Here is a 21,646-nt window from a genome sequence, read left to right as displayed (position 1 = left end):
CTCCGCCATCTATTTCTTAAATATTGGTCACAATCTCTTTGACCAGCCCCGGCCCTTTATAAATAAAGCCGCTATAAATTTGTACCAGACTGGCACCGGCGGCCAATTTTTCACGGGCGGCCATGGCATTATCAATACCACCCACCCCGATAATTGGCAGAGCACCATTGAGCGCCTTGGCCAGATGACGGATCACCTCGGTACTCTTGTGCTGCAGCGGACGACCACTCAGGCCACCCGCTTCACCGGCGTGGGGCATGTCATAAATCATCTCGCGCTCGAGGGTGGTATTGGTGGCAATAACCCCATCAATACCATTCCGTACCAACGAAGCGGCCACCTGTTCTATTTCTTCAAGGCTTAAATCCGGGGCAATTTTAACCGCCAGCGGCACATACTTTTTATATTGGGCGGCCAGCTCTTGCTGACGCACCTTGAGGGCTGCCAGCAATTCATCCAGCGCCTCGCCATATTGCAGCGAACGCAACCCCGGGGTGTTGGGGGAAGAGATATTGACGGCAATATAACCGGCATGATCATAAACCTTGTCCATGCAGATCAGGTAATCATCCTTGCCCTGTTCGATGGGAGTGTCTTTGTTTTTGCCGATATTAATGCCGATGACTCCCTGATATTTGGCCTCTTTTACCTTGGCCACCAGATGATCCACCCCCTTGTTGTTGAATCCCATCCGGTTGATGATCCCCTCTGCCGGAATAACCCGGAACAGGCGGGGCTTGTCATTGCCGCTCTGGGGTCTGGGGGTGACGGTTCCGACCTCGATAAAGCCAAACCCCATGGCGCCCAGCGCGTCAATGCACTCACCATCTTTATCCAGACCGGCCGCCAATCCCACCGGATTGGCAAAAGAAAGCCCCATGACAGTGACGGGGCGTTTCGGCAAATTCTGGCGGAAGAAACAATCGAGTGGCGTACCGAGAAGGCGGGGCAAATATTTCATGGAGAGATCGTGAGCCTGTTCCGGATTGAGCTTGAACAGGAAATGCCTGGCGATGGGGTACAACATCTTTGCTCCTTAAAGAAAGCCCCGGCGACTGGCCGGGGCTTTGGGTGTAATGTCGGTGTCATGCCTTAATCTGGCAATTAAAGTGCCCGACAATTCAACTGGAGCAGGTTCAACTCTCGCAAGGCCACCGAGAACTTGGCGAACTCGTGAGTGCTGGTGGTCTTGAAGTCGGCCAACATGTGGGTCCAACGGGACAAGAGTTGTTCATGCTCCGAAATCCAGTCGGCCAGTATGGTAGCGCATTCTCCCTGATCTTTGCACCCTTCCAGTACCACAGAAGTGAGACTGCGTTGCTGCCAGTCCAGATCTTCGCGGAAGGAGGCTCGCGCCATCGCCTGCCAGTGGTTGCCGACCGGCTGATGGTTGATCTGGTCAAGGAACCAATGCAGATCCAGTTTGGCACCGAGGCGATAGTAAACGTTGGCGGCACGCAGGATATCGGTCTTGTGCTCCGCGGCAATCTGCGCCAGATCCAGGCTGGAGAAGAGGCTGCTCATATGGGCGACCTGACGGGCAATGGCCTCCGGCACCTGTTTCTCCATCCACTTGGCAACAGCCTGACGATGCTCGGCCACTTCGCTCTCATCCATCACCTCGTAGAGGTGCTTCCCTAAGGTCTCGAACGCCGGACGGAAGAAGGCGATGTTCTCGCTAATGCTCCAGCTGCGATTGCGGGCACGCAGGAACCAGCGGGTGGCACGGCGCACAATGCGGCGGCTGTAGAACATCAGCTCGAGCTGAGTCTGGGCATCCACCAGGTTGTCGCACCCTTCGATATCGCGCCACAACTGGTTCATGCCAAACACTTCGCGGGCCATGGCGAAGCAGCAGGCCACTTCCGCCACCGAGGCACCGGTCTCGTCCTTCATTCGGCTGGCGAAGTTGAGCCCCATGTCGTTGACCAGCATGTTGGCCACCCGGGTAGCGATGATTTCGCCGCGCAGCGGGTGATCGGCCAGCTGGGCACCAAACTGCTGCTGCACCTTGGCCGGGAAGCTGGTGACCAGCATGTTGGCGAGGAAGGGCTCGTCGGTCACTTCCGGGCAGTTGAGCTGCTCTTTCAGCACCATCTTGCCGTAAGCCACCAGCACCGCCAGTTCGGGGCGGGTCAGTCCCTGCCCTGCCGCCATCCGCTCGGAGAGCTCCTCGTCAGAGGGCAAGAACTCCAACGCACGGTCCAGCTTGCCTTCCCGCTCCAGCCCCTGAATAAAGCGCTGTTGTTCTTTCAGTTGTTCAGAACCGCGGAAGCTGGTAACCGAGATAGACTGGGACTGGCGATAGGCGTTGGTGATCACGATCTGCGCCACGTCGTCGGTCATCTCATACAGCATCTGGTTACGTTGCTTGAGGGTCAGATCCCCTGCCGCCACCAACTGGTTCAGCAGGATCTTGATGTTCACCTCGTTGTCGGAGCAATCCACCCCGCCCACGTTGTCGGTAAAATCGGTGTTGATGCGACCGCCCTGACTGGCGTACTCCACCCGACCAAGCTGGGTAAAGCCCAGGTTCCCCCCCTCGCCCACGATACGGGCCCGCAAATCGCGACCATTGACCCGCAATGCGTCGTTGCTGCGATCGCCCACTTCCCCATCGCTCTCGCGAGCGCTCTTCACATAGGTGCCGATGCCGCCGTTCCACAGCAGGTCGACATTGAGGCAAAGCAGCGCCTTGATCAGCTCGTTCGGCGCCATGCTGGCCTTGTCGGTACCGAGCAGGGTCTGCATCTCGGGGCTCAGCTTGATGGACTTGGCCGAGCGCAGGAAGATGCCCCCCCCCTGTGATATCAGCTCGCGGTTGTAGTCATCCCAGCTGGAACCCGGCAGATCGAACAGGCGCTGGCGTTCGACAAAGCTCTTGGCCGCATCCGGGGTCGGGTCAACGAAGATGTGCATGTGGTTGAACGCGCCCACCAGCCGGGTGTGCTCGGAGAGCAGCATGCCGTTGCCGAACACGTCGCCGGCCATGTCACCAATCCCGACGCAGGTGAAATCGGTGGTCTGGCAGTTGACGCCAATCTCGCGAAAATGGCGCTTGACCGACTCCCAGGCCCCGCGGGCGGTGATGCCCATCTTCTTGTGGTCGTAACCGACCGAGCCGCCGGAAGCGAACGCGTCGCCGAGCCAGTGGCCGTATTCGAGGCTTATTTCGTTGGCAATATCCGAGAAGGTGGCGGTCCCCTTGTCGGCGGCGACCACCAGGTAGTAGTCATCCTCATCGTGGCGCACCACGGATGTCGGCGGGATCACCTCGCCGCCGATGATGTTGTCAGTCACATCGAGCAGACCGCGGATAAACAGGCGATAACAGGCCTTACCCTCCTCCTGGATGACGGCGCGGGTTGCCCCCACTGGCATCTGTTTGCAGTAGAAACCGCCCTTGGCCCCCACCGGCACGATGACGGTGTTCTTCACCTGCTGGGCTTTCACCAAACCCAATACCTCGGTGCGGAAGTCCTCTTTTCGATCGGACCAGCGCAGGCCACCACGGGCCACCTTGCCCCAACGCAGATGCACCCCTTCCACTCGCGGTGAGTAGACGAAGATCTCGAATTTCGGCAGGGGCAGCGGCATGTCGGTGATACTGGAGGGGGCCAGTTTGAAGGAGATGTAGGGCTTGATGTTGCCCGCCTTGTCCAGCTGGTAGTAGTTGGTGCGCAGGGTTGCGTCGATCATCTCCACATAGCGGCGAATGATGCGATCGTCGTCCAGGTTGGCCACCTGATCCAGCTTGGCGGCAAGCTCCTCGTGCAGCTTGGCCTGTATCTTGGCGTCCTGCTTTCCGGCAGGATCCAGGCGCTGTTCGAACAGGGTGAACAGCAGTTGAGCAATATCGGGGTAGCGGGTCAGGGTCTCTTCGATATAGGACTGGCTGAAGGAGACGCCGGTCTGGCGCATGTATTTGGCGTAAGCGCGCAGCACCGAGACCTGACGGCCGGTGAGACCCGCCCCCAGCACCAGCCGGTTGAAGCCGTCATCTTCCAGCTGCTTGTTCCAGATGGCAGCAAAAGCCTGCTGGAAGCGCTGCTGGCTCTGGGCCAGATCAAAGGGCTGCTCGCCATGCAGCAGCATGGAGAAGTCGAGGATCCAGAACAGATCGCCCCCCGGAGTGCGAACCTGATACGGGGTCTCACCGATCACCCGCAGCCCCATGTTCTCCAGCATCGGCAACACATCGGAGAGGTGAATGGGTTCGGTGCGGTGGAACAGCTTGAGCCGTACCCGACGGTCGTTCTCCTCCTCCTGCGCGCGGTAGAACAGCATGCCCAGCGGCTCGGCTTCGCTCAGGTTATCGAGCGCCATGATATCGGCCACGGCCGAGCCCGGCAGCACATCTTCTTTGTAAGCGCGAGGGAAGGCAGTGCTGAAACGGCGGCGCAGCTCGTTGCCACGGGCCTCACCATAGTGGGAAAGCAGCACGGAATCGAGTCTGTCGTCCCAGCTGCGGGCCGCTTCAATCAGGTTGTTCTGTACTTCGTTCACATCCACATCCACGTTGTTGTTGTTGACCCGCACTATGTAGTGGGTCCGCGCCAGCACGCCTTCGGTGAAGTAGACGTTGAACTCCACCTCTTCGTTGCTGCCAAAATACTTCTGCAATATTTGCTGGGTCTTGATCCGCAGCGCCGTGTTGTAGCGCTCCTTGGTGACATAGACCATGCAGGAGAAGAAACGGCCGTACACATCCCGGCGCACGAACAGCCGCAGCATGTCCCGCTCCTGCATCTCCAGCACCCCAAGACCGGTGGCCAACAGCTCCTCTTCACGGGCCTGGATCAGCTCGTCACGGGATAGGTTTCCAGCACGTTGAGCAGCGCCTTGTAGGCGTGGGAGCCCTTCTCGTGACCGGAGGCGGCCATGATGCGTTCGAGACGATGGCTGATGAGCGGGATCTGGGTCGCGCTGGTGTTGTAGATGGAAGAGGCGTAGAGGCCGATGAAGCGATCTTCCCCGATCACCTTGCCATGCTCGTCAAAGCGCTTGATGCCGATGTAATCCACATAAGCCGGACGGTGCACCCGGGACTTGCTGTTGGATTTGGTGAGGATCAGCAGGTCAGAACTCAGGGCGGCGTGACGGGCGCTGGCTGGCATGTTGCCAAGGCGCTGACCCACCTCCTTGATGGAGTTTTTCATCAGCCCAAGGCTGGAGCTCGCCTGCGGCAGGATCTCGTGATCCCCCTCCACCGCCTTGACGTCGTAACGACGATAGCCCATCAGGGTAAAGTTGTGCGCAGCCACCCATTTGAGGAAGGCAACGCAGGAGGCCACCTCCTCCTTGCTGACCGTGCTTGCGCTTGGGCAGTTCGTCGATGATCTCATTGAGCTTGGCCAGCATGGGCTGCCAGTCGCCGACTGCCAGCGCCACTTCGCCGGCCACCGAGTTGAGCTCGGCAGCCAGCGCGGCCATCTGCTCCTCGCTGGTGAGGTGATCGATCTCGATAAGGAATGCTGTTTCAACCGAGGTCTGCCCGTCGGTGTTGTCGAGTTCCAGAATGGCGTCAATCTTGCCATCCGCTCCACGAATCAGGTGCAGCGGTTGGTGCAGCATCATGTGGGCGGTGATATTGAGCCGTTTAAGCGCCATCCGGATGGAGTCCACCAGGAAGGGCGAGTCCTGCAGGATCACCTCGACGATGGTATGTGGCGATTGCCAGCCGTGACGGGTCAGCTCGGGATTGTAGACCCGGATGTAGGGATCGGTACCGCTGCGCTGATTGAGGGCATTCCACAGGCTCAGGGCCGCGCCGTAGAGATCGCTGTCATTGCGATCGTGCAGATCGGAGCTCGCCATGTTGCCGTAGAACTTGGCAACGAAGCGCTCGACCAGAGAGGCACTGTTTTTGGGCAACTTCTGATGGATCAGGCTGAGAACGTTTTCGAGCAGAACTGAGGTAGGGGCGTCTTTCAATGCCATTTCTATATTCCTTATCGGACGACATTAACCACCGACGCAGAGGCAACCACCCTGGTTACCCGCTGGTGCAGAGTTGTTGCGAAGTGTAATGGCTTGGATAAGGGAAGGCGAGGAAAGGTGCTAACGAGATGTTAAAAACAAGGTACAGATCACGGCTTAAACTGTGAGAAATTTTGTAAATAACCAAAAATACAGAAATTCCCACTACCTTTGTGCCAGTTTACCGGATAGATAGTGACACAAAGCAGATAAACAGTCGGTAATCTGTTCTATTTTTGTTAACTTATGCGTTCGAGGCTGATAAAGCGGTAATCGTCCTGGGTTTTCAGCCGAAAGTAGCCATGCACACCATTGATGGCGACAAAGGGGCGTATTTTTTCTATGCCAAGTTCCAGGGTCAATCCCTGTTCGCTGCGCACCACCAACCGTCTGGCATGGCCCTGATACATCAGCATCACCTCATCGCTATTCAATGAGAGCCGAAAAGTAAATTGCTTCACGCTTGCTCCTGATCACACGGCACATCAATGTGGGGCAGGAGCGTTAACGCCCCTGCCCCGTCGGCACTTACTGCTGCAGCGCCTTGCTTACCTTCTCGAACAGATCCCGTGCCAGCCCCTCAAGGTTGGCAAGACGGGTCAGCTCGGCGCGGATCAGGGCCTTGCGCGCCTCATCCAATCGCTTGAACTGGATAAGCGGAGTGATAAGGCGGGAGGCCACCTGCGGATTGACCTCGTTGAGCTCGATCAGCAGATCGGTCAGGAAGCGGTAACCGCTGCCATCCACCGCATGGAACTGCACCTGATTGCTCATGGCGAAGCTGCCGATCAGCGCCCGCAGCCGGTTCGGATTGCGAATGCTGAAAGTGGGGTGATTCATCGCCTGTTTCACTTCGCTAAGCACATCGGCAGCCGGTTTGCTGCCAATCAGCCGCAGCCAGTTGTCCAGCACCAGTCCATCCTTGGCCCACTTGCCTTCAAAATCGGCCAGCAGCGCGGCACGGCATGGCAACAGATAGCCGTTGGCCACCTGCAACGCCGCCAGGGTGTCGGTCATGTTGTCGGCAGTTGCATACTGCTCGCGCACCAGCGCATCAGCATGCTCCGCATCCAGCGCAGCCAGATAGCCGAGCACTACCCCTTTGAGGGCCCGTTTAGCCATGTCGGCATGCACCACCTGATAACCATTCAGACGCAGACTCTGATAGGTTGCCGCCAAGCGCGCACCAAAGGCCTCGGCAAGACGGGTGTGGATCGCGTCGCGCACCTGATGGATGGCATCGATATCGGCCATCTCGAACAGCTCGGCCAGGGTCGCTTCACCGGGCAGCGCCAGGATCTCCGCCTTGAGGGCCAAATCCAGTTCACTGTCGTCCAGAACGGCGACAAAGGCGGCCAGCAGGGTTTGGGAGAGCTCAACCCCCTGCCCGCGCTGGACCCGCGCCACCCCGTCGATGACCGCTTTGTTGATCAGCATCTGGGCCGCATCCCAGCGGGCAAACTCGTTGCGGGCAAAGCGCATCAGGAAGGCGAGCGCTTCATCGCTGTAGTCATAGTGCAGCTTGACCGGCGCTGAGAAGTCCCGCAGCAGGGAGGGAACCGGCTTAACTGGCACCCGATCGAATACGAAGGTCTGCTCCGCTTCCAGCACATCGAGCACGTTGCCGATGGCCTTTCCCTGATACTGCAACGGGATGACGGCCCCCTGCTCGTCATAGAGCTCGATATCGAGGGGAATATGCAGCGGCAGCTTCTGCGGTTGATCCTGAGTCGGCGGGGTGTGCTGGCTCACATGCAGACGGTAAACACCGCTCGCGGCATCGTACTCGTCGGTCACGGTCAGCTCGGGGGTGCCGGACTGACTGTACCAGCGACGGAAACGACCGAGATCCACACCGGAAGCATCCTCCATCGCTTGCACGAAATCATCGCAGGTGGCGGCCGAGCCGTCGTGACGCTCGAAGTAGAGACGCATACCGGCCTGGAAGGCATCTTCCCCCAGCAGGGTGTGCATCATGCGGATCACTTCCGACCCTTTTTCATAAACGGTCAGGGTGTAGAAGTTGTTCATCTCGATCACCACATCCGGGCGGATCGGGTGTGCCATGGGGCCGGCATCTTCCGCAAACTGTGGGCCGCGCACGGTACGCACGTTGTTGATGCGGTTGACGCCACGGGAGCCCAGATCGGAGGAGAACTCCTGATCCCGGAACACCGTCAGCCCCTCTTTCAGGCTGAGCTGGAACCAATCGCGGCAGGTGACACGGTTGCCGGTCCAGTTGTGGAAATATTCGTGACCGATCACCCGTTCGATACCGTGGTAGTCGCTGTCGGTAGCGGTGGCCGGATTGGCCAGCACGAACTTGGAGTTGAAGATGTTGAGCCCCTTGTTCTCCATGGCGCCCATATTGAAGAAGTCCACCGCGACGATCATGTAGATGTCGAGATCATACTCAAGGCCGAAACGCTGTTCGTCCCAACGCATGGAGTTGATGAGGCTCTCCATGGCAAAACCGGCGCGATCCAGGTTGCCCTTGTCGACGAAGATCTCGAGGGCCACTTTGCGGCCGCTCTTGGTTGTGTAGTGGCTGCGCTCCACATCGAAATCACCGGCCACCAGCGCAAACAGGTAGCTCGGTTTGGGGAAAGGATCCTGCCACTGCACGAAGTGACGGCCGCCATCCAGATCACCGCTGTCGACCTTGTTGCCATTGGAGAGCAGGAAGGGGAACTGAGCTTTGTCGGCGGTAATGCGGGTGCTGTAACGCGCCAGAATGTCGGGGCGGTCCAGATAATAGGTGATGCGGCGAAAGCCCTCCGCTTCACACTGGGTGCAGTAGGCATCGCCAGACTTGTAAAGCCCTTCCAGCGCGGTGTTGGCTGCCGGATCCAGCAGGGTGACGATGGTCAGTACACATTCGGCAGGCAGGTTGAACAGGGTCAGACTGCTCTCGCCTTGCTCGTAGTGGTCGCAGGGAATGCCATCGATGGCAACGCTCTTGAGAGTCAGCTGTTCACCATCGAGGACGAGCGGCGCATTGTGCTCACCGTTGCGACGAATGCGGGTGATGGCGGTGACCTGGGTCAGCGGCTCCTGCAGTTGGAAATCGAGGTCGATGGTGTCGATCCAGTAGAGCGGCGCCTGATAATCCTGGCGATATTTGGCCGTCATGGCCTGGGAGTGATCGGTCATTATTGTCTGCTTCCACGCTTGTTAAAGGCGAGAAAGAGGCTGTCACAACCGACTGGCGGGGTCAAACAATTTGCATTACGTCAGATACGCCAGACAAAAAGAAAGGGCGACCGCAGTCGCCCTTGTGCATTGGAGGTCACCTTGTCAGCTGCGTTTGCTGACCTTGGCCAGATCCGCCGTGATATTGGCCGCTTCGATGAGATACTCATCGGGCGCTTCAAAATCAGCGGGCAGTTCATCCAAACTCTTCACCGCCGGCTTGCCAAGACGAGCCAGACGCTCGTTGGTACGTTTGAGCGCTTTCTCATCCTGTTTCGCCTGCTCTGCAACACGCTCCGCCTCGTTGAGGGAGACCGACTTCTTGTCTTTCTCCTCCTTGTAGTCGGCGATGTCCTGCATCACATAGGCAAACTCGGGATCCTTGGCGATCCGGGCATCGTGCGCCGCCTGCAACTTGGGCAGTACGCTGGCGAAGTTGCCGAGTTTCTCGTAGTTGGCGGAGGCAATCTTGTCCCACGGCAACGCATTGAACTCACGGCTTTCGCCCGTCTCTTCCGGAGCAACCGGTGTCGGGAAGCTGATATCCGGCGCAACGCCCTTGTTCTGGGTGCTGCCACCGTCGATCCGGTAGAACTTGGCGATGGTGTACTGCACGTGACCCAGCGGCTGCTCGTAGAAGTCATAGACCTTGGCGAGACTGCGGTGCTGCTGCACCGTCCCCTTGCCGAACGAGTTTTCACCCAGAATCAACGCGCGGCCATAATCCTGCATGGCCGCAGCGAAGATCTCGGAGGCCGAGGCACTGTAACGGTCGATCATCACCGACATGGGCCCGCCGTAGTAGACGTTGCCATCGTCATCGCCATTGACCGTGATACGGCCCATATGATCACGAATTTGCACCACGGGACCGCTGGCAAAGAAGAGACCGCTCAGGGCGGAGGCTTCGGTCAGGGCGCCGCCGCCGTTACCGCGCAGATCAATGATCAAGCCATCGATCTTCTTCTTGTTCAGGCTGGAGAGCTCCTTGATCACGTCGTCATGCAGATTGACGTAGAAACTCGGGATCTCGATGACGCCAATCTTCTTGCCTTCGGCGTTAATCACCTTGGACTTGGCCGCCCGGTCTTCAAGGCGCACCTTGTCGCGGGTCAGCTCGATCTGCTCGGTTTTGGCGGTTGCGCCCTTGCCGCGCTGGATCTCCAGCTTGACCTTGCTCCCCTTGGGCCCCTTGATGAGCTCGACCACGTCATCAAGACGCCAGCCGATCACATCGACAATCTTGCCATCTTCCTGCCCCACCCCGGTGATCTTGTCATCGGGTTTGAGGTGGTTGGATTTGGCAGCAGGACCACCAGGCACCAGAGAACGGATGACGGTAAAGTCATCTTCCGCCTGCAACACGGCCCCAATCCCCTCCAGCGAGAGGTTCATCTCGGTGTTGAAACGATCGGCACTGCGCGGTGAGAGGTAACTGGTGTGCGGTTCGATGGCGCGAGCGAAGGAGTTCATGAAGAGCTGGAAGACATCCTCGCTCTCGGTCTGGGACATCCGCTTGATAGCGTTGTTGTAACGCTTGCCAAGCAGCTCCTTGATCTCGGGCCACTCCTTGCCGCTGAGCTTGAGACTCAGGGCATCGAACTTGACCCGCTGACGCCACAGCTCGTTGAGCTCTGCTTCATCTTTGGGCCAAGCCGCCCCTTCCCGATCAAACACATAGTTGTCGGTCTGGGTAAAATCGAAAGGAGTATCAAGCAGTTTGAGGGCGTATTCGAACCGCTCATAACGCCGCTGCTGACTCAGGTTGAACATCTCGTAGGCGGGAGCCAGACGGCCTCTTTCGAGGTCGGTGTCAAAACCGTTACGGTACTTTTCAAAACGGCTGATATCAGAGGCCAAAAACAGGTTGCGGCTGTAGTCCAGATTCTCCAGATATTTATCGAAAATCACGGAGGAAAAGGCATCGTCCAGCTTGAACTGTTTGTAGTGCGAGCGGGTAAACAGATTGGTAATTCGCTTGCTGGCCGTAGCATGTTGGCTCTCTTGAGCCAACACAGGCAAATCACTCTCCTTGAGCACCGGCTCGATGGCCTGTGCAAGCCCGGCAAGCGCCAGGCTACAGGCAACGAGGGAAAAACGAATTACGCCATGCTTCAACATTTGTCTCCTTAGAGAACCAAGTGCTCTGATTTGACCCGCACCATCATGCCGGTCTGCAGTTGGACCTGTACATCGTCCTTGGTTACTTCCTTGATGGTTGCCGGAACCGGGAATTTACCCATAACGACGCGCACATCCTGGCCCACTTTCAGCGTAGCGGCATCCACTTTAACCAGCGGAGCGTCAGCGACCGGTGCCTTGGCGGCAGCTTTCGGCTTGGCAGCTACATCAGCTTTCTCGGTTTTGCGCACAGCAGGACGACGGGGCTTCTTGGCCTTCTCATCCTTCTCTTTGGTATTGGTACGACGGCTGGCGAATACGCGCTCTTTGCTCTCTTTCAGAGCTTGCTTGGCGTGCTCGATGTGCTCTTCGGTCAGCAGCTCGCCCGGGTTGCCATCCAGATCAACGCGAGCCTGGCCAGCTTTGAGACCGTGCAGGTAGCGCCAACTGGAGGTGTATTGACGCAGTGCGGAACGCAGCATGGTCTTGGAGACTCTGGCATCGTCAGCAAGACGCTCGGCCAAATCCTGGAAGATGCCAATCTTGAGCGGCTTGGCCTCTCCTTCAGCAACGAAGCAGGCCGGGAATTTCTCGACCAGGTAGGCAACGATCTCTTTACTGTTCTTCAGCTTCTCAGTGTTTTCCATGTATAACCTTGGCTTTCATATAAACGCACGGGCACGTCCCGAGCACAACAAAGGCCCCATTATAGAGAGCTTGGGGCCTTTTGCGAACCATCTAGCAATGACTTAGAGCATGCTTTCCAAAATTTGCACCGTTTCTTCGAGGCCAATCCGGTCTTGCTGGTCGAAACGGTTAAAAATCGGACTGTCGATATCGAGCACCCCGATGATCTCGCCACCACGGCGCACCGGGATCACGATTTCCGAGTTGCTCGCGCCATCACAAGCGATGTGACCGTCGAACTGGTGGACATCGTCAATGAGCTGGGTTTTCCCCTCTGCCACTGCCGTACCACACACCCCGCGGCCGACCGGGATCCGTACGCAAGCCGGTTTGCCCTGAAATGGCCCCAATACCAGGGTCTCGCCCTGCAACAGATAAAAACCGACCCAGTTGATCTCCTCCAGCTCCTGATTAAGCAGTGCGGAGAGGTTGGCCAGATTGGCAATCAGATCGGTTTCCCCCTCCAGCAGCGCCTTGGCCTGCTGGTTGAGGGTGCGATAAAACGGTTGTTTTTCAATCATGATTAAATGAACTTCACTCCCTGATGGTTTGGGGAAGGTAACGCCTGGCCGGGAAATTTCAAATATTTTTTCCACTCCCCACCTCTTGCGCCGTTATTCCCGGGCAACGGAAAGCGCCAATTGCTGGCGTTGACCATTACTCCACTCGATATTTAACAACCAGATCATGACGGGTGATGTACAGCTCCCCACCTGTGTCACCCCCTGCCACTGTCCGTCTATTTCTTCAAAGCTCACCGGAATGGTGCCCATAAACATATCTTTGCCTTCGAGTGTCGCTTTCACCGGTTTGATGGCCGGATCGCCGCCGGTAATAGCGATGGCAAAGTCATGTTCAGCGCGCAGCGGTAATTCCTTGATGGCGACCGTCAGTGGCTTGTCACCAATCAGCGCGCTGCAAGGGGTGTGGGAAAGATCACAAATCTGATCTTTTTTCTGGTCAGCAGAGACGCTGTTATCGGCCGAAAACCAGGTGCGATAGGCCATCAGCGCCAATAACAGCGCCAATACCAGTACGAGGTGCAAAACTTTACGTGCGGTAAGTCTCTCTTTCATCAAAAACAGCCCGATTAAGATGCAATTAAAATAGTTTTTTGTGATCTCGAACAAGGTAAAAAACTGCCATATCGAGACCGGACGGAGCCAAATATATCACTGTTTATACTGTTATTTTACCTGTCAGTTCAGTATCATTCCCATGCAGTTTTCATTTAGCCATCTTTTGCTTTTCCTTTCGTTAACAGATGTTAACAACTGGTCGGCGGTGGCTGATGAAGCCAGTCCGGTCCTCCGGATACAAAACCAAACAACAGCAGCATCGGAAGCGGAATATAACGATGAGCCATACAACTAACCATCCTGAGTACAACTACACCGTTGTTCGCCAGTTTACCGTCATGACGATTGTCTGGGGAATTGTCGGCATGTCGGTTGGCGTACTGATCGCAGCCCAGTTGATCTGGCCTGCCCTCAACTTCGAGACCCCGTGGCTGACTTACAGTCGTCTGCGGCCCCTCCATACCAACGCAGTGATCTTCGCCTTCGGCGTCAGTGCACTGATGGCCACCTCGTTCTACGTGGTGCAGCGCACCTGTCAAACCAGACTGTTTGGTGGCCCGCTGGCAACCTTCGTCTTCTGGGGCTGGCAAGCAATCATCCTCTCTGCCGCCATCTCTCTGCCGCTGGGTTACACCTCCGCCAAAGAGTATGCCGAGCTGGAGTGGCCGATTGATATCGCCATCACTGTGGTATGGGTCGCCTATGCCATCGTCTTCTTCGGCACCCTGATGAAGCGCACCACCTCCCACATCTATGTGGCCAACTGGTTCTTCGGCGCCTTCATCATCACCGTTGCGGTGCTGCACATTGTCAACAACATGGAAGTGCCGCTCTCCGGCATGAAGTCCTACTCCATGTACTCCGGCGCCATGGACGCCATGGTGCAGTGGTGGTATGGCCACAACGCGGTAGGCTTCCTGCTGACCGCTGGCTTCCTGGGGATGATGTACTACTTCGTGCCCAAGCAGGCCGGTCGTCCGGTTTACTCCTATCGCCTCTCCATCGTCCACTTCTGGGCGCTGATCTCCCTCTATATCTGGGCCGGTCCGCACCACCTGCACTACACCGCACTGCCTGACTGGGCTCAGTCCCTCGGCATGGTTATGTCCCTGATCCTGTTCGTACCCTCCTGGGGCGGCATGATCAACGGCATCATGACCCTCTCCGGTGCCTGGCACAAACTGCGTTATGACCCCATCCTGCGCTTCCTGATCGTCTCCCTCTCTTTCTACGGCATGTCGACCTTCGAAGGCCCGATGATGGCGATCAAAACCGTCAACGCCCTCTCCCACTACACCGACTGGACCGTCGGTCACGTGCACTCCGGTGCGCTGGGCTGGGTTGCCATGGTCTCCATCGGTGCTGTCTATCACCTGATCCCGAACCTGTTCGGTCAGGGTCGTATGTACAGCGTCAAGCTGATCAACGTTCACTTCTGGCTGGCGACAGTGGGCACCGTGCTCTACATCGTTGCCATGTGGATTTCCGGCGTGATGCAGGGCCTGATGTGGCGTGCAGTCAACGAAGACGGCACCCTGACCTACAGCTTCGTTGAAGCGCTGCAGGCATCCTATCCCTTCTATTTCGTGCGCTTCCTGGGAGGCTGCTTCTTCGTCACCGGCATGTTGCTGATGGCTTACAACGCCTATCGCACCATCACTGCGCCCAAAGGTTCTCTGGAACCTGTCGCCCAGCCAGCATGATTGAAGAGGTCAACCCATGAGCAACAATAACCGTCACGAAATATTTGAAAAAAGCGTTCCCATGCTGGTGGTCGGCATCATCTTTGCCATCAGTCTGGGGGGCCTGGTTGAAATCACCCCGCTGTTCTTCCAAAAGCAAACCACCGAGCCGGTGGAGGGCCTCAAGCCCTACACCGCTCTGCAGATGGAAGGGCGCGACATCTTCATTCGCGAAGGCTGCACCAACTGCCACAGCCAGATGATCCGTCCGTTCCGTGCCGAAACCGAGCGTTACGGTCACTACTCGGTCGCCGGTGAGAGCGTCTGGGAGCACCCCTTCCTGTGGGGCTCCAAGCGTACTGGTCCGGATCTGGCCCGTGTCGGTGGCCGTTACTCCGATGAGTGGCACAAGGTTCACCTGATCAACCCGCGCGATGTGGTACCGGAATCCAACATGCCCGCCTACCCCTGGCTTGATACCAATGTGCTGACCGGTGAGATGACGGCCAAGAAGCTGGCGCTGTTCCGCGATCACTTCGGTGTGCCCTATACCGATGCCGATATTCAGGGTGCGGGCGAAGCCGTCAAGGGCAAAACCGAGCTGGATGCGCTGGTGGCCTATCTGCAATCACTGGGTCATGCCCTGAAATAAGGAGGCGAAGATGGACTACGGCACATTTCGCGGTCTGTATACCCTGCTGTTGATGGCCATCATGATTGGCATCATCGTCTGGGCCTACAGCAAACGCCGCAAGACCTCTTTCGACGAGGCTGCCAATCTGGTTTTTGCCGATGATGAGCAACCCGGTGCTGATAAAAAGAACGCAGGAGCGAAACAATAATGAGCACTCTGTTTAGCATTTTTGTGACTGTCATCAGTCTGGGAACCATCCTCGGCTGCTTCTTGCTGCTGATGTGGTGCCGCAAGGACAAGATGGGTGTTGAAGAAGGCAAATCGATGGGACACTCCTTCGATGGCATCGAGGAGATCAACAACCCGCTGCCGAAGTGGTGGACTTACATGTTCCTCTTCTTCATCGTCACCGGTCTGGTCTATCTGATCGCCTTCCCGGGGCTTGGCAACTTCAAAGGCCTGCTGGGCTGGCAAAGTTCCAACCAGGACGTGCGCTCGCTGGCCGAGTCCAAGGCTGCAACCGAATCGGCCAAGGCCGAAGGTCGCGCGGTGGAGTATGACCGTGAGGTCGCCAAGGCTGACGAGATCTACGGCGCCAAGTTCCGTGAACTCACCTATGAAGCGGATGGCAAAACCTATCGTGCCATTACCGAGATCGCCAAGGATCCGGAAGCCCTGAAAGTGGGTCAGCGTCTGTTCCTGCAGAACTGCTCCCAGTGTCACGGCTCCGATGCCCGTGGTGGTCGCGGCTTCCCGAACCTGACCGACAGCGAATGGCAATGGGGCGGCCAGCCTGATCAAATCAAGACCACCATCATGGGCGGTCGTCAGGGGATCATGGCGGCCTGGGGTGAAATCCTCGGCAAAGATGGCGTTCAGGAAGTGGCCTCCTATGTGCTGAGCCTCTCCGGTCGCAAGGTCGACCTGGTGGAAGCGAAGAAAGGTGAAGCACGCTTTGCCATCTGCGCTGCCTGCCACGGGGCCGATGCCAAGGGCGGTGTTGCCGTCGGTGCGCCAGATCTGACCAACAACACCTGGCTCTACGGTGGCTCCCGCGAAGTGGTAGTGCAAACCATCACCCACGGTCGTCACGGCGTGATGCCAGCCTGGAAAGATATTCTGGGTGAGGACAAGGTTCACCTGCTGGCCTCCTACGTTTACAGCCTGTCTCATCAACAGTCTGCCAAATAAGGTTCGCCCGTAACGTTGTAACATGTGATAAACACGTGATTACACAGCAAAAAGCCTCGACTCCTCGAGGCTTTTTGTTATCTTGTGTTGCGTAAAAACCATCTTCCACGTTAATCATTCGTTTCATGGCAGTAGCAATCATGACCCAACCTCTATCCAAACCGTGGTATCGCCAATTCTGGCCCTGGTTTATCATCGCCCTCCCCACTGCCGCCGTTGTCGGCAGTATCGCCACCGCCATCATCGCCAGCAAGGATGGGGTCAATCTGGTGGCCGAGGACTATTACAAACAAGGGAAAGAGATCAATCAGGACTTGAGCAAGTTTGACCGCTCCGAAGCGCTCAATATCCGCTTTGGGCTGGAAGTTGACGGCAACGAGCTGACCCTCAAACCCATCAGCGGTGACATTCCTGCCGGGCAAGCTCTCTATCTCTCATTGTTCCACCCGACCTTGGCCGGTCAGGACAGCGAACACATGATCACCGCCGATGCGAGCGGCACCTATCGCCTCCATTTCGACAAGCCGCTGGTCGGCAAGTGGCACATTCGGGTCGATGCCTTTGATCATGAGTGGCGATTGCAAGAGACCGTCCAGCTGCCCACCCTGGCCCCTGTCGAACTCGACCCGAAAGGACGCTAAGCCATGACCGGCTGTTCTCACTGTGGCGAGCCGGTTCTCGCCACCGCCCCTGCTGCTTGCATTCTGCATTCAGAGGGGCATAACGCATGACTCCCTGTTTTCACTGTGGCGAGCCGGTACCCGCCAATAGTGGCTATTCCCTCGAGATAAAGGGGATTGTTCGCCCCATGTGCTGCCCCGGTTGTCAGGCTGTGGCAGAAACCATCATGGAGTGCGGCCTCGCCAGTTACTACGATCACCGTACCGCCCCCGGTACCAAGGGTGATCTGGTGCCCGAGGAGCTGGCCGCCCTCACCCACTACGATCTGGCAGAAGTGCAACAGGAGTTTGTCACCGACAGCGGTACCCTTCGCGAAATCCAGCTGACGGTGGAGGGGCTCACCTGCGCCGCCTGTGCCTGGCTTATCGAACGCCACCTGATGACCCTTGGTGGCCTGCGCTACATCAACGTCAACACCACCACCCACCGGGCCCGCATCAAGTGGGATCCGGACCAGCTCTCCCTGAGTGACATTCTCAAGGGATTTGCCCAGATCGGTTATCGTGCCTATCCGTTCCAGACCCATCAACAGGAGGCGCTCTACGCCAAAGAGGTGCGCAGCTATATGTTCCGGCTGGCACTGGCGGGGCTGGGCTCGATGCAGGTGATGATGTGCGCCGTGGCCCTCTACATGGATCTCTTCATCAGCGTTGAAGATGAGTTCATGGTCTACTTCAAGTGGATAAGCCTGCTGCTCTCCACCCCCATCATGATCTACTCGGCCCAGCCCTTTTACGTGGGTGCCTGGCGCAGCCTGAGACAGGGTCACCTGTCGATGGATGTGTCGGTGTCGCTGGCGCTGATCGGGGCTTTTATCGCCTCCATGTGGGCCACCGTGTTCAATACCGGTGAGGTCTATTACGACTCCATCACCATGTTCGTCTTCTTCCTGCTGCTGGGGCGCTTTCTCGAGTTGCGGGCCCGGCGCAAGGCGTCGGAATCGAGCTCCAACCTGGCTCGACTGGTGCCCATCATGGCGACCCGCATCGATGATAAAGGGGAGCATGAGGTAGCGGCCAAGACCTTGCAGGTCGGCGATCGGGTACGGGTGCTGGCCGGCGCCACCTTGCCGGCGGATGGCATCATTGTCGAAGGGCAAGCCAGCCTCAACGAATCCATGCTGACCGGTGAACAGCTGCCCCTGCTCAAACAGCCCGGCGATCAGGTCTATGCCGGCACCATCAACACGGATGCCCCGCTGCAGATCCGGGTCAGCCACCGTATCGAAGAGTCTCGGATCGCCCAGATCATGCGGCTACAGGATCACGCCCTCGATGACAAACCGGCCATCGCACAGATGGCGGATCAACTGTCGCGCCACTTTATTCTGGTGCTGCTGATCATTGCCGCCGCGGTCTGGACCTTCTGGCACTTCCATCAACCGGATCAGGCGTTCTGGGTCACTCTCGCCGTGCTGGTTGCCACCTGCCCCTGTGCCCTGTCGCTGGCCACCCCGACGGCGCTGACCTCGGCCACCGCCAATCTGACCCGCAACGGCATTCTGCTGCGCCGCGGTCATGTGCTGGACGTGCTGACCAAGGCCAACCGGATCGTGATGGACAAGACTGGCACCCTGACCACAGGGGAGATCAGTCTGACCGGCACCACCACCTTGGCAGAGATGGACGAGACGCACTGCCTCGCCATCGCCCGGGCCATGGAGGCGCAATCCGAGCACCCCATTGCCCGCGCCTTCCGGCTGCCCGCCGACAGTATCAGTGTGCTGCCATCCGCCCGCGAGATCACCCCGGTCATCGGTCACGGCATCACAGCGCTGGTGGATGGCGTACGCTACCGCATCGGCAGTGCCCGCTGGCTTGGGCTGGGTCCGGCGCAAGAGCACGGCCGCGGTCTGGCTATCTATCTGGCCGACGAGCAGCAGGTCTTGGCCCGCTTCAATCTGGAAGATACCCTGCGCTCCGATGCCAGGGCGCTGATCGCGGCATTCAAGGCGGCAGGTCTGCAAACTACCGTGCTGACTGGCGACAGCTCTCTGCAAGCAGACGAGATTGCCCGGGAACTGGGGGTGGATGAGCTGGTCAAGGGAGTCTCACCCGATGGCAAGCTGGCCTACCTCAAGGCCCGGGAAGCCCAGGGGGATATCAGCATCATGGTGGGCGATGGTATCAACGACGCGCCGGTACTGGCCGGAGCTCACGCCTCGTTTGCCATGGCTGGTGGCACCGATCTGGCGAAAAACAGCGCCGATGCCATCCTGCTGGCAGATGACCTGAGCCGACTGCTCGAGGCCAGAGTGCTGGCAATGCGTACCCGCAAGATCATCATCGAGAACTTCGCCTGGTCCATCGGTTACAACCTGCTGGTGCTGCCGCTGGCGGCCTGCGGCTGGCTGCCCCCCTATCTGGCGGCGGCGGGCATGTCGCTCAGCTCGCTCATCGTGGTGACCAACTCCATGCGCCTCAACCGATGAGACCGGTGGCGGAAAATAGCTGAAAATGTGGCCTGCCTCCGATGCAGGCCACATTTCTCACTGATAGCGGCTGGCCCCCTGCCCGAACAGGGTTACCATAGGGGACGCTTGCCAAGGATGAACGCCAAGGTACCTCTCATGAATATAATTTTTGTCCTGATCCCCATCGCCATCCTGTTTGTGATCATCGCCGGGGTCGTCTTCTTCTGGGCCATTCGCTCCGAGCAGTTTGAAGATCTCGACCGGCAGGGTTCCAACATCCTGTTTGACGAAGAGCAACCTGCCCACAAACCCGTAAAGCCTGCTGACCATGACCCACAACCTTGATCTGGCCGGCGCCCTGCTGGTCGGACTGGCAGGCTCTGCCCACTGTATTGGCATGTGCGGTGGCGTCTCCGCCGCGCTCTCCATGGCGATCCCAGCCAACAAGCAGCATTTTTGGGGGCGACTCGCCTATCTGCTCAACTACAACCTCGGCCGGATCCTGAGCTATGTCATTGCAGGTGCACTGGTGGGCGGCCTGCTCGCCACCACCAGTGAGCTGGGCGCTGGCAAGCACGCCATCGCCGGATTACGCCTCGTGGCAGCGCTATTGATGATTGCGCTTGGTCTCTATCTGGCGGGCTGGTGGCAAGGGATCTTGCTGCTGGAACGGCTCGGCGCCAGAATTTGGCCCCGAATCAAACCGTTGGCGGGCAAATTTCTCCCCTTCACCTCACCTGTGCAGGCACTGCCCTTTGGTATGGTGTGGGGCTGGCTCCCCTGCGGGCTGGTCTACTCCATGCTGACCTGGAGCGCGGCGGCCGGTTCGGCCAGCGGCGGGGCGCTCATCATGCTCTTTTTTGGTCTCGGCACCCTGCCCACCCTGTTTGCTTTGGGGGGGCTTGCCGATCGCCTGAGATACTGGCTCACCCTGCGCAGTTTGCGCCTTGGCGGTGCCCTGCTGCTCATTTTGTTCGGGGTGCATACCTTCTGGATTGGCATTGCTTCCTTTTGAAACCCTATCCAAAACGGATGAGTTGATGGTAAACTTGTTTGATATAAATCAATTATTCGTATGAGCCTATGATCCCGGAAAAGAAACCTGGCAGACGTATCCAGAGCGGTGGCTGTGCAATTCATTGCCAGGATTGCAGCATCAGTCAGCTCTGTATCCCCTTCACTCTGAACGACAACGAGCTTGATCAGCTGGACAGCATCATCGAGCGCAAGAAGCCGATCCAGAAGGGTGAAGAGCTGTTCAAGGCTGGCGATGAGTTCAAATCGCTCTATGCCATCCGTTCCGGGACCATCAAGTCTTACACCATCACCGAGCAAGGGGATGAGCAGATCACTGCGTTCCACCTCGCTGGCGATCTGGTCGGTTTTGATGCCATCAACAAGCAGGCCCACCCCTCCTTCGCTCAGGCGCTGGAGACGGCCATGGTGTGCGAGATCCCCTTTGAAGTGCTGGATGATCTCTCCGGCAAGATGCCCAAACTGCGCCAGCAGATCATGCGTCTGATGAGCAGCGAAATCATGGGCGATCAGGAGATGATCCTGCTGCTCTCCAAGAAGAATGCTGAAGAGCGCCTCGCCGCCTTCCTGCACAATCTGTCGGTACGCTTCTCCGAGCGCGGTTTCTCCGCCAAGGAGTTCCGTCTCTCCATGACCCGTGGTGACATTGGCAACTATCTGGGTCTGACCGTCGAGACCATCAGTCGTCTGCTCGGCCGTTTCCAGAAGTCCGGTCTCATCAGCGTCAAAGGCAAATACATTACCGTGCTGGATCAGGTCGCGCTGGGCATGATGGCCGGTGCCACTCGCCCGCCCTGCGGCTGATTTTTCCGCTTACCCTCTCGCTTTTCTCCTGCTTTCCCTGCCGGATCCTTTCCTCTGGAATGTGATCCGGTACGTTCCCCATACCCTCCTCCTGCGCTAAGCTGTAATGGCTAAGATTCTGCTGTCATTGGACTTTTCCAAGGAGGAG

At 57.8% G+C, this 21,646-nt stretch carries 16 protein-coding genes and 1 pseudogene; 9 read left to right on the top strand and 8 right to left on the bottom strand.

Translation table 11 applies throughout. The features are described from left to right. Nucleotides 1-16 precede the first annotated feature (16 nt). The 8 genes and pseudogenes from pyrD to ACTG2B_RS10325 form a co-directional block, all read right to left on the bottom strand. Complete coding sequence (pyrD, locus tag ACTG2B_RS10360; RefSeq protein ID WP_439995681.1) at nt 17-1,027, bottom strand: quinone-dependent dihydroorotate dehydrogenase; 1,011 nt, start codon at nt 1,025-1,027, stop codon at nt 17-19. 77 nt (nt 1,028-1,104) lie between these two features. Continuing rightward, a pseudogene (locus ACTG2B_RS10355) lies at nt 1,105-5,940 on the bottom strand (NAD-glutamate dehydrogenase). Nucleotides 5,941-6,218: 278 nt separating this feature from the next. After that, the gene (locus tag ACTG2B_RS10350) at nt 6,219-6,440 is read right to left on the bottom strand and encodes a DUF2835 family protein (protein ID WP_043820083.1); all 222 of its coding nucleotides are present in this window, start codon (nt 6,438-6,440) and stop codon (nt 6,219-6,221) included. A gap of 67 nt (nt 6,441-6,507) precedes the next feature. Beyond that, complete coding sequence (gene pepN, locus ACTG2B_RS10345) at nt 6,508-9,132, bottom strand: aminopeptidase N (protein ID WP_439995680.1); 2,625 nt, start codon at nt 9,130-9,132, stop codon at nt 6,508-6,510. Nucleotides 9,133-9,276: 144 nt separating this feature from the next. Beyond that, nucleotides 9,277-11,292, bottom strand: a complete 2,016-nt coding sequence (gene prc, locus ACTG2B_RS10340; protein WP_005351922.1) for a carboxy terminal-processing peptidase — start codon at nt 11,290-11,292, stop codon at nt 9,277-9,279. Between the two features lie 8 nt (nt 11,293-11,300). After that, nucleotides 11,301-11,939, bottom strand: coding sequence for an RNA chaperone ProQ (proQ, locus tag ACTG2B_RS10335; RefSeq protein ID WP_005351923.1), 639 nt, complete (start codon nt 11,937-11,939; stop codon nt 11,301-11,303). Nucleotides 11,940-12,041: 102 nt separating this feature from the next. Next, nucleotides 12,042-12,500, bottom strand: a complete 459-nt coding sequence (locus ACTG2B_RS10330) for a GAF domain-containing protein (RefSeq protein WP_088868948.1) — start codon at nt 12,498-12,500, stop codon at nt 12,042-12,044. A 93-nt stretch (nt 12,501-12,593) separates the two neighbouring features. Further along, nucleotides 12,594-13,055 carry a hypothetical protein gene (locus ACTG2B_RS10325; protein WP_005351925.1) on the bottom strand — a complete coding sequence of 154 codons (462 nt, stop codon included), beginning with the start codon at nt 13,053-13,055 and terminating at the stop codon, nt 12,594-12,596. Nucleotides 13,056-13,336: 281 nt separating this feature from the next. On the opposite strand from ACTG2B_RS10325, the gene ccoN reads away from it, so the two are divergent. The 9 genes from ccoN to ACTG2B_RS10280 all read left to right on the top strand — a co-directional run bounded on the left by ccoN (nt 13,337) and on the right by ACTG2B_RS10280 (nt 21,498). Beyond that, the gene (gene ccoN / locus ACTG2B_RS10320) at nt 13,337-14,761 is read left to right on the top strand and encodes a cytochrome-c oxidase, cbb3-type subunit I (RefSeq protein WP_005336616.1); all 1,425 of its coding nucleotides are present in this window, start codon (nt 13,337-13,339) and stop codon (nt 14,759-14,761) included. 16 nt (nt 14,762-14,777) lie between these two features. Beyond that, a complete protein-coding gene (ccoO, locus tag ACTG2B_RS10315; RefSeq protein WP_005336618.1) occupies nt 14,778-15,392 on the top strand; it encodes a cytochrome-c oxidase, cbb3-type subunit II in 615 nt (204 codons plus the stop codon). Between the two features lie 10 nt (nt 15,393-15,402). Then, nucleotides 15,403-15,582 (top strand): CcoQ/FixQ family Cbb3-type cytochrome c oxidase assembly chaperone, encoded by a 180-nt coding sequence (locus tag ACTG2B_RS10310; RefSeq protein WP_005336620.1) that lies wholly within the window; start codon nt 15,403-15,405, stop codon nt 15,580-15,582. After that, on the top strand, nt 15,582-16,565 hold the full coding sequence (ccoP, locus tag ACTG2B_RS10305; protein ID WP_019446377.1) for a cytochrome-c oxidase, cbb3-type subunit III: 984 nt from the start codon (nt 15,582-15,584) through the stop codon (nt 16,563-16,565). Before ACTG2B_RS10310 ends, ccoP begins: the two co-directional genes overlap by 1 nt. 140 nt (nt 16,566-16,705) lie before the next feature. After that, nucleotides 16,706-17,206, top strand: a complete 501-nt coding sequence (locus tag ACTG2B_RS10300; protein ID WP_043820362.1) for a FixH family protein — start codon at nt 16,706-16,708, stop codon at nt 17,204-17,206. Nucleotides 17,207-17,292: 86 nt separating this feature from the next. After that, nucleotides 17,293-19,677: a heavy metal translocating P-type ATPase gene (locus ACTG2B_RS10295; protein WP_439995679.1), complete on the top strand. Its 2,385-nt coding sequence runs from the start codon at nt 17,293-17,295 to the stop codon at nt 19,675-19,677. A 138-nt stretch (nt 19,678-19,815) separates the two neighbouring features. Continuing rightward, nucleotides 19,816-20,004 (top strand): cbb3-type cytochrome oxidase assembly protein CcoS, encoded by a 189-nt coding sequence (gene ccoS / locus ACTG2B_RS10290; protein WP_005336630.1) that lies wholly within the window; start codon nt 19,816-19,818, stop codon nt 20,002-20,004. Continuing rightward, nucleotides 19,988-20,674 (top strand): sulfite exporter TauE/SafE family protein, encoded by a 687-nt coding sequence (locus ACTG2B_RS10285; protein ID WP_206876927.1) that lies wholly within the window; start codon nt 19,988-19,990, stop codon nt 20,672-20,674. Before ccoS ends, ACTG2B_RS10285 begins: the two co-directional genes overlap by 17 nt. Before the next feature lie 68 nt (nt 20,675-20,742). Next, nucleotides 20,743-21,498: an FNR family transcription factor gene (locus ACTG2B_RS10280; RefSeq protein WP_005351934.1), complete on the top strand. Its 756-nt coding sequence runs from the start codon at nt 20,743-20,745 to the stop codon at nt 21,496-21,498. Nucleotides 21,499-21,646 lie beyond the last annotated feature (148 nt).

The organism is Aeromonas sp. 30P (assembly GCF_051919805.1).
GTDB lineage: Bacteria > Pseudomonadota > Gammaproteobacteria > Enterobacterales > Aeromonadaceae > Aeromonas > Aeromonas veronii.
Note: the sequence above shows the minus strand (reverse complement) of the source record. Positions and strands in the feature narration are given on the sequence as shown.